The 15535-nt window shown below is 72.8% G+C and carries 13 protein-coding genes; 10 read left to right on the top strand and 3 right to left on the bottom strand.

Going from position 1 to position 15535, the window contains the following annotated elements; translation table 11 throughout:
• Positions 1-3 precede the first annotated feature (3 nt).
• Positions 4-1155, top strand: coding sequence for a sulfite exporter TauE/SafE family protein (locus ACFFRH_RS08025; RefSeq protein ID WP_344749291.1), 1152 nt, complete (start codon positions 4-6; stop codon positions 1153-1155).
• A gap of 166 nt (positions 1156-1321) precedes the next feature.
• The gene (locus ACFFRH_RS08020) at positions 1322-2734 is read left to right on the top strand and encodes a tetratricopeptide repeat protein (protein ID WP_386155330.1); all 1413 of its coding nucleotides are present in this window, start codon (positions 1322-1324) and stop codon (positions 2732-2734) included.
• 68 nt (positions 2735-2802) lie between these two features.
• Here the strand turns inward: ACFFRH_RS08020 and ald are convergent, their stop codons facing one another.
• Together ald and ACFFRH_RS08010 are read right to left on the bottom strand one after the other, a co-directional pair.
• Positions 2803-3918, bottom strand: a complete 1116-nt coding sequence (ald, locus tag ACFFRH_RS08015) for an alanine dehydrogenase (RefSeq protein WP_344749283.1) — start codon at positions 3916-3918, stop codon at positions 2803-2805.
• A gap of 313 nt (positions 3919-4231) precedes the next feature.
• A complete protein-coding gene (locus ACFFRH_RS08010) occupies positions 4232-5626 on the bottom strand; it encodes an aspartate aminotransferase family protein (RefSeq protein WP_386155327.1) in 1395 nt (464 codons plus the stop codon).
• 281 nt (positions 5627-5907) lie between these two features.
• On the opposite strand from ACFFRH_RS08010, the gene ACFFRH_RS08005 reads away from it, so the two are divergent.
• From ACFFRH_RS08005 to ACFFRH_RS07990, 4 genes are all read left to right on the top strand, one after another.
• On the top strand, positions 5908-7254 hold the full coding sequence (locus ACFFRH_RS08005; RefSeq protein WP_344749282.1) for a M20/M25/M40 family metallo-hydrolase: 1347 nt from the start codon (positions 5908-5910) through the stop codon (positions 7252-7254).
• A 257-nt stretch (positions 7255-7511) separates the two neighbouring features.
• Positions 7512-9335, top strand: coding sequence for an extracellular solute-binding protein (locus ACFFRH_RS08000; protein WP_344749280.1), 1824 nt, complete (start codon positions 7512-7514; stop codon positions 9333-9335).
• A complete protein-coding gene (locus ACFFRH_RS07995; RefSeq protein WP_344749279.1) occupies positions 9335-10075 on the top strand; it encodes a hypothetical protein in 741 nt (246 codons plus the stop codon). The genes ACFFRH_RS08000 and ACFFRH_RS07995 overlap by 1 nt, the downstream gene beginning before the upstream one ends.
• A 9-nt stretch (positions 10076-10084) precedes the next feature.
• Entirely contained in the window at positions 10085-10831 is a 747-nt protein-coding gene (locus ACFFRH_RS07990; RefSeq protein WP_344749278.1) for a PspA/IM30 family protein, read from the top strand.
• 27 nt (positions 10832-10858) lie between these two features.
• Here the strand turns inward: ACFFRH_RS07990 and ACFFRH_RS07985 are convergent, their stop codons facing one another.
• Positions 10859-11383, bottom strand: a complete 525-nt coding sequence (locus ACFFRH_RS07985; RefSeq protein WP_344749277.1) for a cysteine dioxygenase family protein — start codon at positions 11381-11383, stop codon at positions 10859-10861.
• Between the two features lie 75 nt (positions 11384-11458).
• Between ACFFRH_RS07985 and ACFFRH_RS07980 the strand changes: the two genes are divergently transcribed.
• The 4 genes from ACFFRH_RS07980 (at position 11459) to ACFFRH_RS07965 (ending at position 15383) form a co-directional block, all read left to right on the top strand.
• Positions 11459-12346 (top strand): LysR family transcriptional regulator, encoded by an 888-nt coding sequence (locus ACFFRH_RS07980; RefSeq protein WP_344749276.1) that lies wholly within the window; start codon positions 11459-11461, stop codon positions 12344-12346.
• Positions 12347-12435: 89 nt separating this feature from the next.
• Positions 12436-13095, top strand: a complete 660-nt coding sequence (gene ccmA, locus ACFFRH_RS07975) for a heme ABC exporter ATP-binding protein CcmA (RefSeq protein WP_344749275.1) — start codon at positions 12436-12438, stop codon at positions 13093-13095.
• A 55-nt stretch (positions 13096-13150) separates the two neighbouring features.
• Entirely contained in the window at positions 13151-14695 is a 1545-nt protein-coding gene (locus tag ACFFRH_RS07970; RefSeq protein WP_344749274.1) for a DUF6297 family protein, read from the top strand.
• Between the two features lie 43 nt (positions 14696-14738).
• Positions 14739-15383: a LysE family translocator gene (locus ACFFRH_RS07965; protein WP_344749273.1), complete on the top strand. Its 645-nt coding sequence runs from the start codon at positions 14739-14741 to the stop codon at positions 15381-15383.
• Positions 15384-15535 lie beyond the last annotated feature (152 nt).

The raw sequence follows: 15535 nt of genomic DNA, 5'->3' as shown, positions 1-15535 counted from the left end.
GATCTGGATGGTCACCGGGGACGTCCGCTGAGCGCGGGACCGGCCGCGCTGTTCGCCGGAGGACTCGCCGCGGGACTGGTCGCGGGTACGGCCTCGTGCACGGCCGTGCAGGGCGGCCTGCTCACCGGCCTCACCTCCCGCGCCGCCCCCCGCGACCGTCCGGCCCGCTCCGGCGGGCACGACGGGCACGACAGGGCCGACAGGACCGGGGCGGGGCCGTCGGGTCCCACGGTCGTCGCACTGTTCCTCGCCGGGCGCCTCGGCTCCCACATGGCGGCCGGAGCCCTGCTCGGGCTCGCCGGCTCCGCCGTGCGGCTGGGTCCTCAGGTCAGGGCCGCGCTGCTCGTCGCGGCCGGGATCGCGGTCGTGTGCTTCGGAATCCGCATGTTCGGGAGCGAGCCGGAGAGTGGATGCCACCCGGTTACCGCGTCGGGCGGGCGCACGTCCTGGCGTGGCCGCGTGTCCGGGATCGCCGCACCCGTGCCCAGGGCGCTGGCGCTCGGCGCCGTGACGGTCCTGCTGCCGTGCGGGGTGACGCTCAGCACCGAGATGGTGGCGGTCTCCAGCGGGTCGGCTCTGGGCGGGAGCGCGGTGATGGCGGGGTTCGTGGTGGGGACGGCGCCCGCGTTCGCGCTTCTCGGGCTGGTTCTGCGGCGGGCCGCGACCACCAGGCTGGCGGCGCTGGCGGGGGTCGTCGCACTGGCGGCGGGCCTGTGGACGATTTCCTCGGGGCTGAGCCTCGGAGGGTGGCTCCCCGGATCCGGCGGCCCCGCGATGGCGGCGGGCGGCCCGGCAGGGCCGATGGGCACCCCGGGGAACCCTGCGGGGAGGACCGCGGGGAGGACGGCGGACGGCCAGGGGGGCGGCACCACGACCGCTCCGGCGGGAGCCGCCGCACGTGCCGGCGGCGTCCAGCGGGTCGAGGTCTGGGCCACCGACCGGGGCTACCGGCCGGGCGTGGTGACCGTCCGCGCGGGAACTCCCATCGACCTCGTCTTCCACCTCGAGGGCATCCCCGGCTGCACCCGGACGCTCACGATCGACGGCCGCGACGTGACACTGCCCGCCACCGTACGGCTGGGCGCGCGGGAGGCCGGTTCCCTGCGCTACGTCTGCTCGATGGGCATGTACGTGGGGTTCGTGCGCTTCGTCTGAGCATCCGGCCGCCCGCCGGGATCCGGGCACCGGGACATCGGACCGGACACGACGAGCGGATCGACGAACAGACCGGCGGCCGTAAGTCATGATTACCCTCCGCGACAGAACCGTTACATGGCACCCTGTGGTCTGTCGGCTGCGCGACGTCGGCGAGGAGGGTGACATGGGGTGGTGGCCTGACGACCCGGAGGCGGTCCCGGGGCTGATACCCACCCCCCGGAGCACCGAGCACGAGAACGACACGGACGGCGAGACGGCGCTGCTGCTCGCCGCGCACGGCGGTGACGTGCAGGCCGCCCACCAATTGGGCCGCCACTTCGCGCAGCGGGGCGACCGCTCGGCGGCACGGCACTGGTGGGAGCGCGCGGCGGCCGCGGGAAACCTCGACAGCGCCTACAACCTGGGGATCTGGCACGAGAAGCACGGCACTCCCGCGGAGGCCGCGCGGTGGTACGAGCTGGCGGCGAACGCCGGGGACGTCGAGGCCGCGGTGAACCTGGCGACCCTCCTGCTGGACCAGCACGGCGACGTCCCCGCCGCCCGGCACTGGTTCGAGACGGCGGCCAGGGCGGGCTCCCGCACGGCGACCAGGCGGCTCGCGCTGCTCTGCGAGGACGGCGGCGAGGCGGAGGCGGCCGGGGAGTGGCACCGCAGGGCCGCGATGGACGGCGACCTGGCCTCGGCCCACGACCTCGGGTTCCTCGCCTACGCCTCCGGCGAGGAGGACGAGACGCTGCGCTGGTGGGAGCTGGCCGCCCGGAGCGGCCATGCCGACGCGGCCTACCACCTCGGGCTGTTCCTGCGGGCCAACCGCGATCCCGAGGGGGCGGAGGCGTTCTTCAGGCTCGCCGCCAGGAACGAGCACCCCGGCGCCGCGTCCCAGCTCGGCGGGATCGCGCTCTCCCTCGGCGACCTGCGGACCGCGCGCGCCTGGTTCGAGCGGGCGGCCTGCACCGGCAGGATCGACGACCAGCGGACGGCCGGGTTCGTGTGCGTGGAGATGAGCGACGCGCGGGGGGCCGGGCACTGGTTCAGCCGGGCCGCGGCGGGCGGCGACCCGGAGGCCGCGTTCAATTTCGGTCTGCTGCTCATCGCCGAGCACAGCGACCTGCGGGGCGGGCAGCACTGGTTCCGCCAGGCGGCACAGGCCGGGCACCACCGGGCCGCGGTCGAGCTGGCCGCGCTGCTGTCGGCCGCGGGATTCTCCCGCGAGGCGGAGCGGTGGCTTTCCGACCCGCCCATTCCCCCGTGGGACCGGACCACCGAGCCCGAGCTCGTCGCCCGCGCCGAACTCGCCGCGGCCGCCGTCGCCCGGCGGGGCGGCACCCCCCTGAGGGTCGCCGACCTGACCGAGATCCTCGGCACCTGGGACCTCGTCACCCGGCCGCTGCGTGACCACACCGACGTCACGGCGTGGCTGACCGAGCGGAGCGGGCTGTCGTCGGGCGCGATCGAGCACCTGGCGTCCGTACGGGCCACGCTGTTGCGTCCCGGCGGCGCCCCCTGGCCGACCCCGGTGGAGATCGAGCACGTCCTGGTCACCGCCCGCGCCCTGCGCTCCGGCCGGTCGTCGTGACCGGCACCGCCCGCCGGAAGCCGTCCGCGTCCCGCGCCGGCGGGGCGCGGGACGGGCGAAACCCCGGCTCAGGCCGCGATGACCTCGGAGACCGGCACGTACGGCAGGCTGAGGGCGATGGCGACCTGCTCGTTGGTGAGGCGTCCCGCGTGGGTGTTGAGGCCCAGCGCGAGGGAGGCGTCCCCCTGGAGGGCGGCCTTCCAGCCGAGGCCGGCCAGCTTGACCGCGTAGGGCAGCGTGGCGTTGGTCAGCGCGTAGGTGGAGGTGTTGGCGACGGACCCCGGCATGTTGGCCACGCAGTAGAAGATCGAGTTGTGGACCTGGTAGGTCGGCTCGGCGTGCGTGGTCGGGCGGGAGTCCTCGAAGCAGCCGCCCTGGTCGATCGCGATGTCGACGAGCACGGAGCCCGGCTTCATGCGGGAGACCAGCTCGTTGGAGACGAGGGTCGGGGCCTTCGCCCCGGGGATCAGCACGGCGCCGATGACCAGGTCGGCCTCCAGGACCTCCTTCTCGATCGCGTACGAGGTCGAGACGAGGGTCTTGAGACGGCCCTGGTAGATGGCGTCGACGAAGCGCAGGCGGTCGATGTTGAGGTCGAGGACGGTGACGTCCGCGCCCATGCCGACCGCGATCTGGGCGGCGTTGAGCCCGGAGACGCCCGCGCCGATGACGACGACCTTGGCGGGGGCCACGCCGGGCACGCCGCCGGGCAGCACGCCGCGCCCGCCGTTGAAGCGCATGAGGTTGTAGGCGCCGACCTGCGGGGCGAGCCGTCCGGCGACCTCGGACATCGGGGCGAGCAGCGGCAGGGTGTTGCCGACCTGGACGGTCTCGTACGCGATGCCGGTGACCCGGCGGTCGAGGAGGGCCTCGGTGCACTCGCGGCCGGCCGCGAGGTGCAGGTAGGTGAAGAGCACCTGGCCGGGGCGCATGCGGTGGTACTCCTCCGCGACGGGCTCCTTCACCTTGAGGATCATCTCGGCCTGGTCCCACACCTCGTCGGCGCTGTCGAGGATCTTGGCCCCGGCGAAGAGGTACTCCTCGTCGGTGAGGTGCGAGCCGAGGCCCGCGTCGCGCTGGATGTAGACGTCGTGGCCGTGACGGACGAGTTCGTGCACGCCCGCCGGGGTCGCGGCGACGCGGTACTCGTGGTTCTTGACCTCGGCAGGCACGCCGATCTTCATGGGATTTCCTTTCGTTGTTTCGACGGAGTGGCACGGCGAGGTTTTCGCGGGTGCGGCGCGGTCCCGCTTCGGGGGACACGGCGCCGGGAGGGCACGAGGGCGGGGGTACCGCGAGGGCGCGGCGAGGGACACGGTGCCGCGCCGGCCCGGTGGGCGGCCCGGTGGTGAACCGGCCGGTGGGCGGAGGCGCGGCGGCGGGAGGGCACGAGGGGCGCGGCGGGCCGGGAGGGCCCGGACGGCGCGATCGCCAGAGGGGGCGGCGCGTCTCTCCGGGCCGCGCGTGGCGGTCCGGAGGGGGCGCGGCCGTGCGCGCTCAGAGGCGGCTCCATGCCTCCGTCAGCACCGAGTGGAGGATGGACTCGATCTCGTCGAACTCCTTGGGGCCGCAGATGAGCGGCGGGGCGAGCTGGATGACCGGGTCGCCCCGGTCGTCGGCGCGGCAGTACAGGCCCGCCTCGTAGAGGGCTCCGGACAGGAAGCCCCTGATGAGGCGCTCGGACTCCTCGGTGTTGAAGGTCTCCTTGGTGACCTTGTCCTTGACGAGCTCGATGCCCCAGAAGTAGCCGGAGCCGCGCACGTCGCCGACGATCGGCAGGTCGCGGAGCCGCTCCAGGGTGGAGCGGAAGACCGGCTCGTTGCGGGTGACGTGGCCGAGCAGGTCCTCCCGCTCGAACAGGTCGAGGTTGGCCAGCGCGACGGCCGAGGACACCGGGTGGCCGCCGAAGGTGTAGCCGTGGGCGAACATCTCGGTGCCGTTCTTGAACGGCTCGAAGAGGCGCTCGGAGGCGATCATGGCGCCGATCGGCGAGTAGCCGCTGGTCATGCCCTTGGCACAGGTGATGATGTCGGGGACGTAGTCGAACTTCTGCCCGCCGAACATGGTGCCGAGGCGGCCGAAGGCGCAGATGACCTCGTCCGAGACGAGCAGGACGTCGTACTCGTCGCAGATCTCGCGCAGGCGCTTGAAGTATCCGGGGGGCGGCGGGAAGCAGCCGCCCGCGTTCTGCACCGGCTCGACGAAGACGGCGGCCACGGTGTCGGGGCCCTCCATCTCGATGGCGCGGGCGACGCGCTCGGCGGCCCAGTAGCCGTACTGCTCGGGCGTCATGCCGGGCACGCCGGTGATCTCGTCGGCGCGGTAGTGGTTGGTGTTGGGCACCCTGACGGAACCCGGGACCAGCGGCTCGAACATCTGCTTGAAGGCCGGGATGCCGGTGATCGACAGGGCGCCCTGCGGGGTGCCGTGGTAGGCGATCTGGCGGCTGATGACCTTGTGCTTGAGCGGCCTGCCGGTGATCTTGAAGTACTGCTTGGCGAGTTTCCACGCGCTCTCGACGGCCTCGCCGCCGCCGGTGGTGAAGAAGACGCGGTTGAGGTCGCCGGGGGTCTCGGCGGCGAGACGCTGGGCCAGCTCGACGGCCTTGGGGTGCGCGTACGACCACAGCGGGAAGAACGCCAGCTCCTGGGCCTGCTTGGCGGCGGCCTCGGCCAGCTCGCTGCGGCCGTGACCCGCCTGGACCACGAAGAGCCCGGCGAGGCCGTCGAGGTAGCGCTTGCCGTGCACGTCGTAGATGTAGGAGCCCTCACCCCGCACGATCATCGGCACCTCGGCACCCTCGTACGAGCTGTGCCGGGTGAAGTGCATCCACAGGTTGTCCTGCGCGGCCTTCATGAGCGAGGTCACGTCGGTGTTTTCAGGGTGCGTCATCGCGATCTTCCCTCGTTGAGCTGAGCTTCCAACAGTCTGCCTGCCAGAACAGCTCTTGCCAAGTGAAAACGTGGCATTAAAGTGCGAGAACCTCGGAATCCGCAAAACGCCTATGTAACAACGACGAAATCCGCGATCAGACGAGAAGAGTGTCGGATCATTGCCCAAACCCCGGTTCCACTTGGCGGAACCCTGGTGTGCGGGAACCGTGCGCGAGAGCGGCCGTACCTGCGGTTGTGATCCAATAGGACGCACCAGATATTGAGATGCGAGGGAAAGTCGTGACTCCTGACGAGATCGAGAACGCCGTCACCGCCGGCATGCCCCAGGCGATAGCGGACCTCAAAAGGCTCGTCGCCATCCCGTCGGTGGCCTTCCCCGGCCACCCCGTGGAGCCCGTGCACGCGGCCGCCGCGACGGTCGAGGAGCTGCTGCGGAGCACCGGCCTGCCGAGCGTCCGGCAGATCCCCGTCGAGGGCAGTTTCCCCGCCGTCTACGCCGAGGCCCCCGCCCCGCCCGGCACGCCGACCGTCCTCCTGTACGCGCACTACGACGTGCAGCCCACCGGCGACCTCGCGCTCTGGCGCACCCCGCCCTTCGAGCCGACGGAGATCGACGGCGCGATCCACGGCCGCGGCGCGGCCGACGACAAGTCGGGCGTCATCTCCCACGTCGCGGCGCTCCGCGCCTTCCAGGGGCGCTTCCCGGTCGGCGTCAAGGTCATCGTCGAGGGCCAGGAGGAGTACGCGGGCGAGCGCCTGGAGTCCTTCGTCGAGCACAACCCCGAGCTGTTCCGCGCCGACGCGATCGTGGTCGCCGACACCGGCAACCCCCGGGTGGGCGACCCGGCGGTGACGACCTCGCTGCGCGGCATGGGCGCCTTCACCATCGAGGTGCGCACCCTCAAGGAGTCGCTGCACAGCGGCTCGTTCGGCGGCGCCGCCCCCGACGCCCTCGCGGCGCTGATCCGGATGCTCGCCGCCCTGCACGACGACCACGGCGACATCCGCGTCCCCGGCCTGCCGCGCGGCAGCTTCCTCGGCTCCGGCCCGTCGGAGGAGGACTTCCGCTCCACCGCGGGCATACTCGACGGCGTCTCCACGGTCGGCTCCGGCTCGCTGGCCGACCGCCTGTGGGCCTCGTACGCGATCACGGTCACCGGCCTGGACGTGCCGACGGTCTCCGGCGCGATCAACGCCGTCCAGGCCGTCGCCAGGGCCCGGGTGACCGTGCGGGTGCCCCCGGCCGGCGACCCGAAGACCACCGTCGAGGCCGTCGTCGACTTCCTGCGGCAGGTCGCCCCCTGGGGCGTCCAGGTGGACGTCGGCGACTACACCATGGGGTCCGGCTACCTCGCCGACACCGGCGGCGCGGCCCGCTCCGCGCTGAACCGGGCGATGGAACGCGCGTTCGGCCGTCCGCCGCGCGACGTCGGCGCCGGCGGCTCGATCCCGCTCGTCTCCACCTTCGTCCGGCAGTTCCCCGCCGCCACGATCCTGCTCTTCGGCGCCGAGGACGACGACGCGGCGATCCACGCCCCCAACGAGCGGGTGAACATCGAGGAGCTCCGCCGCACCGCCACCGCCGAGGCGCTCTTCCTCCAGGAGTACGGCTCAGCGGCGTTCTGACGCCCGAGGTCCGGCACCGGGCCCTTCCCGCGGTCGCGGGGAGGGCCCTTCGCGTGCGCTCACCCGAGACGCTCACCGGGCCGTGTAACCGCGAGGCGGACGACAGGAACGCCCGGGGCGCCGGGGCGCCGCGAGGCGGGTTACGGGAAGGCCTTGGAGCACGCCGGTTCCGACACCCGAGACGATCTCCGGTCGCGGAGAACTCTCGGGGCGATTCGTTCGTCGGATAAGTACAGACATCCCCCCGGGAGGCAGGGTTGTACCAGCAACCACAGCGACGACGGAGAAACTTCGCCCCGTTCATCGTCGCCATCATTCTCGCCGGAGCCCTGATCGTCGCCCTGCGGATCCTCGTCGGCGCGGGTGAGCCCGGAACCGGGGCCGCGCAGAAGGCCACCGGACAGACCAAGGTCTGCGAGGGAGGCGTCACCCTGACCATCGCCGCCTCCTCGGAGAAGGCCGAGCTGCTCAGGACGATCGCCTCCGGCTACAACGGCAGGCAGGTGGACGGGCACTGCGCCGACGTCATCGTCGAGACCAAGGCGAGCGGCGGCGCGATGCAGGCGCTGGCCAGGGGCTGGGACGAGCGCCAGGACGGCCCCCGCCCCGACGTGTGGTCACCCGCCAGCAGCGGCTGGATCACCCTCCTCCAGCAGCGCGCCTCGGCGAACGACTCCGCCTCCCTGGTCGCCGCCGACAACCCGTCGATCGCCAAGACTCCGCTCGTCGTCGCGATGCCGCTGCCGATGGCCCAGGCACTGGGCTGGCCGGGCAAGAAGCTCGGCTGGTCCGACGTGCTCGCCGTGTCGGCCGGGTCGTGGGCGAAGTACGGGCACCCCGAATGGGGACGGTTCAAACTCGGCAAGACCAACCCCAACTTCTCCACCAGCGGCCTGAACGCCACCGTCGGCACCTACTTCGCGGCGACCGGCCTGTCCGGCGACCTGTCGGAGAAGAACGTGGCCGACGCGAAGGCCAGGGACTTCGTGCGGGGCGTGGAACGTTCGATCGTGCACTACGGCGACACCACGCTGACGTTCCTGTCGAACCTCCAGCGGGCCGACGACGCGGGCGCGGGCCTGAGCTACATCTCCGCGGTGGCCGTGGAGGAGAAGTCGGTCTGGGACTACAACCAGGGCAACCCGACCGGCGACCCCGCGACGCTGGGCAAGCACGCCAAGCCCAAGGTGCCGCTCGCGGCGATCTATCCCAAAGAGGGCACGCTCATGTCCGACAACCCGTACGCGGTGCTGACCGCCCCGTGGGTCGACGACGCGAAGCGGGCGGTGGCGGCCGACTTCCTGGCGCACCTCCAGGCTCCCGAGCAGCAGGCCAGGTTCGCCGAGTTCGCGTTCCGCTCGTACGAGGGCAAGGCCGGCGAGCTGATCACCCAGGCGAACGGGCTGCTGCCCGCCGAGCCGAAGACGACGCTGAGCCCGCCCGCCCCGAACGTGCTCGACAAGATACTCACCGGCTGGGCCGACCTGCGCAAACCCGCGAACGTCCTCCTGGTCCTCGACGTCTCCGGCTCGATGGGCGCCCCCGTGCCCGACACCGGCAAGAGCAAGCTCGACCTGGCCAAGCAGGCCGCGATCAACGCGCTGCCCCAGTTCGGCCCGCACGACAGGGTCGGGCTGTGGATGTTCTCCACCAAGCGCGACGGCGCGAAGGACCACCTGGAACTGGCCCCGCTGGCCACCGTCGACGCCGCCCAGCGCGAGAAGCTGCGCGCCAGGCTCGACGGCCTCACCCCCGACGGCGGCACCGGCCTGTACGACACCGCGCTCGCGGCCCACGAGCAGGTGCGCAGGCTGCGGAACGATGACTCGATCAACGCGGTGGTCTTCCTGACCGACGGCAAGAACGAGGACCCCGACAGCCTCTCCCTGGAGAACCTGCTGCCCGACCTGCGTACCGAACCCGGCCAGGAGACGGTGCGGATGTTCACGATCGCCTACGGCCAGGACGCCGACCTCGGCGTGCTGAGGCAGATCTCCGAGGCGACCACCGCCGCCGCGTACGACTCTCGCGAATCCGGAAGTATCGACCAGGTGTTCACCGCGGTGGTATCCAACTTCTGATGGCCCGCCTCGCCGACGAACTCAGGGACCCGTGGGGCCTGCTGCTGGGCGCGACCGCCGGCGGCGCCGCGTGGGCCGTCAGCGTGCACCCGGCGGCCGCCGCGTTCGTGGGCGTGGTCGTCTGGCTGTCCAAGGCGGGCGTCGCGACCTTGCAGGACCGCGACCGGCACGGGTACCACGACGGGCTCGTCGTCACCCCCGGCAGCCGGGAGGAGTACTGGCTCGAACGGGCCGGATCCGCCGCGTACGGCTTCGGCGAGCTGAGCGCCTCGATGGAGCGCGGCCCGCTGGCGGAGCGGATCGCGCTGATGCGGCCCCGGATCGACGACTCGACGGCCACGCTGCGGCGGCTCGCCGAGCAGGCCTCGCTCACCGGCGTCGCGCTGGCCAGGTTCGACCTCGGCGCCCTCGGGAACGAGCAGGCCAGGCTGGCGCGGGCCCGCGAGGAGGCGGGGCAGGCCCTGACCCAGGACATCGACCGCGCCCTCGCCTCGCTCGCCTCCCAGCGGGCCGTGGTCGAGCGGCTCTCCGCGACCCGGGAGCGGGTGCTCGCCCGGATGGAGTCGAGCGCCATCGGCATCGAAGGGCTCCTCGCCCGCCTGGTGGAGCTGTCGGCGGTGTCGGCGAACGGCCCGCTGGAGCCGGTCCGGGCGCTGGACGAGCTCGCCGACATCCTCGAAGGGGTCCGCCAGGGCCTCCACGAAACCGAGCAGATCACGCGCGACGCGCTGGATCGATAAGGAGTCCTCATGTTCAAGGTCATCCGTCGGGCCTGGCGCTATCTGGTCTTCGCCCTCTCCGGGCGGCTGGACGAGCTGTCGGACCCCCGGGTCCAGATCGAGCAGGCCATCGAGGAGGCGAAGGAACGACACCGGCGGCTGAGCCGGCAGGCCGCGGCGGTGATCGGCAACGAGCGCGAGCTGGAGATGAGGCTCGCCCGCTCCGTGGAGGAGACAGAGAGGCTCCAGGCCAACGCCCGCCAGGCCCTCCTGCTGGCCGAGCGGAGCCGGGCCGCGGGTGACGAGCGCAAGGCCCTGTCGTACGAGGACTCGGCCCGCGCCTTCGCCTCGCGTCTGGTGGCGGCGGAGAGCGCGCAGCAGGAGTCGCGGCTGGCGCACGAGCGGGCCGCGCAGGCCTCGGCCCAGGCGCGGGCCGCGGTCGAGACCAACGCGATGGCCCTGCAGAAGAAGATCGCCGAGCGGATGCGCCTGCTCTCCCAGCTCGACCAGGCCAAGGTGCAGGAGGAGCTCAACCGGGCGATGAGCGACCTGTCCGGCCTCACCCCCGCCGGCGAGACGCCCACCATGGACGAGGTCCGCGACAAGATCGAGAAGCGCTACGCCCGCGCCCTGGGCGAGGCCGAGCTGACCTCCGGTTCCGTCGAGGCCCGGATGATCGAGGTCGAGCGCGCCGCCGTCGACGCCGAGGGCGCCGCCCGCCTGGAGGCCATCAGGGAGAGCCTGAACGCGGACAGGAAACCCGAAGTGGAGAAGTAGCGAGCTTCGGCGGAGCGGGACGATCCTTCAGCGGACGGGCAGCTCGTAGACGCGGCGGACGCTGGTGGGGGCGGCGCTGAGGTCGGCCCCGTAGATGTGCAGCGAGATGGCCGTCTCGTCGCCCGTGTTGTGGACGCGGTGGATGTCACCGGGCGGGGCGAACCCGCTCACCTCACCGGTCTGGTTGGCGGCCCTGCCGATCTCGGTCAGGTGGTCGCCGTGGTCGCGGTAGAGGGTCTCGTACTCGACACCCTGCAGCACGCCGAACACGCACCACGCGATGTGGTCGTGGATCACGGTCTTCTGTCCGGGCCGCCAGACCACGGCCACGATCGAGAAGCTCTCCTCGGCGTGGAGGGTGTGGCCGACATAGTGGTCGGGGTCGCCGAGGCGCTCCTCCTCGGTGAGGATCTCGGGCGACGGCAGCCGTTCACGCAGCAGCCCGGCCACGGCGAAGGCCGTGGTCCGAGCGTCGGCGGACGGGTCGACGAGGTCCCGGACCCCGGCGACCAGCTCGGCCAGGCCCGGGCGGGTGAGCGTCAAGGTTGTCATGTCTCAAGAATGCGACGAGGAGATCCATAGCGTCCAATGCCTATCTTCCCGCTCATCCATAGATAAAGTTAATACATGCTCGATATCGTGCGTCTTCGCGTCCTCGCCTCGGTGTCCCGGCACGGCTCGGTGACCGCGGCGGCCAGGGAGCTGCACTACTCCCAGCCCTCGGTGAGCCACCATCTCGCGAAGCTGGAGGCCGAGACCGGGGCCAAGCTGATCCAGCGGGTCGGCCGGGGCATCCGGCTGACCGAGGCGGGCCGGCTGCTCGCCGAGCGGGCCACCGAGATCATCGGCCGCCTCGACTCCGCGTCCGCGGAACTGTCGGCGCACGTGGGCCTGCGCGCCGGGCGGGTCAGGCTGGCCGCCTTCCCCTCGGCCCTGGGGACGTTCGTGCCGGAGGCCGCCGCCGTCCTCGCCGAGGGGCACCCCGGCCTGGAGCTGCGGCTGACCGAGACGGAGCCCCCCGACGCGCTGCGCATGCTCAAGGCCGGTTACGTGGACGTGGCGGTCATCTTCCGCTACGACGAAACCGCTCCCGAGGCCGACGGGATCCGGCTGCTCCACCTGCTGGACGACCCCAGCTACCTGGTCACCTCCGGCCCGGTCGGCGAGCTGACCTCGTACCGCGACTCCCGGTGGATCGGCGGCTGCGACCGGTGCCGGACCCACCTGCTGGAGCTGTGCGCCAAGGCCGGCTTCGAGCCGGAGATCGCCTTCACCACCGATGACGTCGTCGCCGTCCAGGCCCTCGTCGCCGCCGGGGTGGGAGTGAGTGCCCTGCCGGGGCTCGCCCTGCACGCCCACCGGCATCCGAAGGTCAACACGACCGAGCTGCCCCACTCGACCCGCCACGTCTACGCCGCCACCTACGGCGAGCCGCCCGACCCGCCGGCCACCACCGCCCTGCTGAGCGCCCTGACCTCGGTGACGGCCCAGCGGATCCCGGTGGGACACCCGTGATCGGTCCCCGTCGAACGTCCAGGCAGGCAGACGTCTGCCAGGGCGACCGCCATGGTCCGGGCCGGGTCGACGGTGGTTAGGCTCGAACGGTGTCCACAGCGATCATCACGGTCAGCGGTCTCAGCGTGGAGCTCGGCGGCAACCCCGTGCTCCGCGACGTCGGCCTGACGGCGGACCCCGGCGAGATCGTCGCCGTGGTCGGCGCGAACGGCGCGGGAAAATCGACGCTGTTGCGCTGCCTGGCCGGACTGCACCCCCCGCGCTCCGGCGCGTTGCGCGTCCTGGACGGTCCTCCGAGGGACGACGCCGGCTTCTGGCGTGATGTCGCCCTGGTCGGGGACGAACCGGCCTGGTATCCGGGTCTGACGGCACGCGAGCACCTGGAACTGACGCACGCCGTCCACGCTCCGGCCCGGCTGGAGGTCGGGGCGGCGCTGGAGTCGTTCGACCTCCTGGAGCGCGCCGACGCGTCGCCGCAGGCACTCTCCACCGGCCAGCGGCAGCGGCTCTCGCTCGCGGCCGCTCTGCTCAGGCCGAGCAGGCTGCTGCTCCTGGACGAGCCGGAGCGCGGGCTCGACGAGATGTTCCGCGAGCGCCTGGCCACGATTCTCACCGGCTACGCGGACGCCGGCGGCACGGTGGTCATGGCGACCCACGACCACCGGCTCGCCGAGAGCACCCGTGCCCGCCAGGTCGTGCTGGAGGCCGGGCAGGCGACGAGCCGATCACGAACGCGGAACGGGGCGTGAACACGGTTGTGAACGTCGTTGTGAACGCGGCACCGGAGACGGGCACGAAGCGGGCATGGGCACGGTGGTGAACACCGAGCCGGGTGCGAACGTGGAGCAGGGCGTGGACACGGTCCGGAGCGTCCGCGCCTTCGTCGGAGCGCGCCGCGGCGTCCCCGCGAGCTGGCTGGACCGCTACGTGTGGCTGTTCGGGCTCGCGATGCTGCTCGTGGTGCTGGCCCAACCGGTCTCCTCCGCGCTCGCCTCGCTCTCCCGGCCGGTGGACCCGTGGCGAACGGGAGCCGGCCTCGCCCTGGTCATGCTCGCCTACGCCGGCCTTCTCCTCGCCGCCCGCGCGATCGGTCCCGTCGCGCTGCCGGCCGCCGACGCCGCCTGGCTGCTGCTGTCCCCGTTGCGTCGCCGTGGCGTGCTGGGCCGGACGGCGACGGTTCTCCTGGCGGGGTCCGTCCTGGCGGGAGCGGCGCTCGGGGTGGGTGCGCTCGCCGTCCTCGGCGCGCCGGACCTGCCGGCGCTGCGGCTGGCCACCGCCGTGATCCTGGGTGTCTCGGTGAGTGTGGGCGGCATGGCGCTCACCGTTCTCGCCCAGTCGTCGCAGAGCTGGCAACCGTGGCTGAACGCGGCCGTCGTCGTGACCGCCCTGCTGGCCGTGGTGGCGGCGCTGTCGACGGCGAGCGGCCCGGCGCGGCGCTTCGCGGCCGAGATCGCGAACGCGCCCGCGTCGCACGGCGCGCCGGTGGCCGCCCTCGCCGCCGCGGCGGCCTCCCTGCTCGGGTGGAGGGCGTGGTCGGCCCTGGCCGGGATTCCGGCGCGGACCGTGCTCTCCGCCTCCACCCGGGCGGGCCGCGTGGGCACCGCCGCCGTCGGCATGGACCCGGCGGCCCTGACCTGGATCGCCGAGGACAACCACTGGCGGGGGCGCACCCTGCGCTCGCGCCCCTGGCCGTCGCTGCCCGCACCGCTCGCCCTGGCCTGGCAGGACTGGCGTCGCCTGGGACGGCGCCCAGGCCGCCTGGCCGCCCTGCTCGGGGGCGCGGCGCTGCCCGCGCTGGCGGCGCTCGCGGCCGGCGGGGTCGGCGCGGTCGTGACGGGAGTCGTGTTCGCCGGGGCGCTGACCGCCGCGACGGCGGGCATCTCGGGCGCGCGCCGCGACGCCGACAACCCGGCTCTGGCCCGGCTCCTCGGGGTCGGCGCCCGCGCGGCGCTGGCCGCCAGATCGCTGCTGCCGACGCTGCTGGGCGGTGCCTGGCTGGCCGTCGCCCTCGCCTTCATGTCCCTGACGGGCGTGCTCGGGACGGGCCCGTGGTGGCTGTTCGGACCGCTCGCCGCCCCCGCACTGGCCGCCGGAGGGTTGCGGATGGCCCGCCGGAACCCGATCGACCACTCCATGCCGATCATCGAGACGATGGGAGGGTCGATACCGACGGGCCCGCTCATCTGGGGTTCGACCGGTGTGGATCTCGCGGTGCTCGGATGCCTCCCGCTGGCGCTCGCCCTGGGCCTCCGGCCGCCCTCCCTCACCGCCTTCCTCGCCGTCCAGGCTCTGGCCGGTACGACCGTCCTGCTGGGCTACCTGCTCCGGGCGGGAGCCGTACGGCGGTGAAAATGTGAGGCGCCGGGGAGAGCGGTGACCCTACGATCCGGACATGCCAGATCTGCCCACGCTCGCGCTCTTCGCCGCCGCGACCCTCGCCCTGCTGCTCGTCCCGGGGCCCGCGGTCCTCTACATCGTGACCCGCAGCGTCGCCCAGGGCCGCTCCGCCGGGCTGGTGTCGGTGCTCGGCATCCACCTCGGTTCGCTGGTCCACGTGGCCGCCGCCGCCCTGGGCATCAGCGCCCTGCTCGCGGCCTCGGCGACCGGATTCACGATCGTGAAGTATCTCGGCGCCGCCTACCTGGTCTGGCTGGGCGTGCGCAAGCTCATGACCCGCTCCGACGGGGGCGGCTCCTTCGAGCCGCGGATCGCGACCAGATCCCGGATGTTCTGGGAGGGCTTCGTGGTCAACGTGCTCAACCCGAAGACCGCGATCTTCTTCCTCGCCTTCCTGCCGCAGTTCGCCGATCCGGAGGCCGGGCCGATCGCCCCGCAGATCGTGCTGCTCGGCCTGATCTGGACGGCGCTCGGGATGGCCAGCGACGGCGCCTTCGCCCTGCTCGCCTCGGCCCTGGCGGGCCGCCTGCGCCGCTCGGCCCGCGCCCGCCGCCGCCTGGACGTCACCAGCGGTGTCGTCTATCTCGGCCTGGGAGCCGTCGCGGCCTTCGGCGGCGAGAACTCCACGGTCAGGGCCTGAGGCGGATCAGGCCCCGCGTCGCGAGCCTCGGCACCTCCGCCCCCCTCCCCTCCCCTCCCCTTTCCGGGCCGCGGGGAGCCTGACCGGACGCGAGAGCCGGAACCTCCGGGGAGCCTGACCGGACATGACCCCGAAACCTTCGGGAGGGCCTC

The sequence above is a fragment of the Streptosporangium vulgare genome (assembly GCF_042428775.1).
Lineage (GTDB): Bacteria > Actinomycetota > Actinomycetes > Streptosporangiales > Streptosporangiaceae > Streptosporangium > Streptosporangium vulgare.
The sequence above is the reverse complement of the archived record's forward strand: the minus strand, read 5'-3'. Positions and strand labels throughout refer to the sequence as shown.